This is a genomic window from Pseudomonas brenneri, from assembly GCF_007858285.1.
In the GTDB taxonomy this organism is placed as follows: domain Bacteria; phylum Pseudomonadota; class Gammaproteobacteria; order Pseudomonadales; family Pseudomonadaceae; genus Aquipseudomonas; species Aquipseudomonas brenneri.
This window is the reverse complement of the sequence record NZ_VFIL01000030.1, coordinates 1-570: the sequence shown is the minus strand read 5'-3', so window position 1 is coordinate 570 and position 570 is coordinate 1. Positions and strand designations below refer to the sequence as shown.

The window sequence follows — 570 nt, the reverse complement described above, 5'->3', positions numbered from 1 at the left end:
ATGGCACCGTTGCCGGTGCTGTTCTGGTGATAAGAGCAAGGGCACCGCAGCTTTTAGAAACAGACAGCAACTGATAAAAAACGAAGTTTTTTAGAAGGCTACCAGCTCTTGATCTTGATCTGGCTTTTGATCTGTTGTTGATCTTGCTCTTGATCTTCCTCGCGTAGCGAGGCCCATGCAGTCGCAGACTGCTTTAATGGGCTAAAACACTCCTTCGGAATGTAGATATATCAAGGAATAAATAGAGGCATTTAAAGGCTTTATAAAGCACCAAGTTGCTTTAAAGCACAAGTAGTGCTTTATAAGCACTTGATTAACTGAAAATAAATGTTACAACATAGTTAGAACAACATCATTTTTAAAACTATGAGCAACTTCGTCGCTATAAATGCAAAATATTATAAAAATTCTAATTCATCTGGCGGAATAGGACACGTTCAACGTGTCTTTGCTGAAAATAGAAACTCAATAAAAGAGTTCCAAAATAACAATTTTGGCTGTGGTTTTGACATTCTAGACAAATACAATGAAACATATAAGAAAGTCGAAGAAATCAAGGGAAAAAAGATA

The 570-nt window shown here is 36.7% G+C and carries 1 protein-coding gene; it reads left to right on the top strand.

The window, feature by feature from the left end; all coding sequences use genetic code 11:
* Positions 1–366: 366 nt before the first annotated feature.
* Positions 367–570, top strand: a 204-nt coding sequence (locus tag FJD34_RS28170) for a hypothetical protein (RefSeq protein WP_211365108.1), incomplete at its 3' end; no start/stop codon positions are given.